1 pseudogene is annotated in these 823 nt (G+C 50.1%); it reads left to right on the forward strand.

The window, feature by feature from the left end:
• Window positions 1-327, forward strand: a pseudogene (locus AC1DUO_RS25645) (transposase); the annotation flags it as partial.
• Window positions 328-823 lie beyond the last annotated feature (496 nt).

Raw genomic sequence — 823 nt, forward strand, 5'->3', positions numbered from 1 at the left:
AGCATGCCATTTCCGACGCCACGTTTTACACCTAGCGTAAGAAGTATGGCGGTATGGAGGTGCCTGAGGTTAAGCGCCTGAAGTCGCTTGAGGAAGAGAACACCAGACTCAAGAATCTGCTTGCCGAAGCCATGCTGGATAAGGAGGCGCTACAGGTGGCTCTTGGGCGAAAGTACTGACGACAGACCAGAAGCGGGAAGCTGTGGTGTTGATGTGTGATGCGACCGGTCTGTCGCAACGTCGAGCCTGCAGTTGTTCCTGTCGACCTGCCGCTATGACGCTCATCGTTCAGTTGCTGATGCGCATTTATCAGGGCGCAACACTGAGTGACCCTACCCCAAAATCCTGYTCCATTCAGAAACAGAATTCCGGCATGATAAWSACTCCCCTGAACRGAGGWKGTGCCGATGAAAAAGTCACGATTYACCGAAGRGCASRTTGTYTTTGCMCYGAAGCGGGAGAAAWGRGTACGCYGGTACCGTCGGTAAACCTATATGGTTATTGCTACTCGTGACTTTTTCGCTGTTAATGWACACCGACTGCTCATAGCAACTTCCGCTGTTTGCTCACAACGGACCTAAGTTTAGGAAAGGTCCGTTGTGAGCAAACAGCGGAAGTTCGTAATTGTTCTCATTGGTGAGGGTGTAGTACTAAATTACCGAGTGTTTATCAACGGGGAACACGTCAACCGTAAGTGGTGTACGGAATGATCCGGCTGTCCGTTAATGGTTTTGCTTACTTTCGTAGGCACTGTTGCAAATAGTCGGTGGTGGTAGACTTATCGTCCCCTTTTACTGAAGGAGCAGGACATGAACCCATTCAA

The organism is Rahnella sp. P4_A8 (assembly GCF_056402435.1).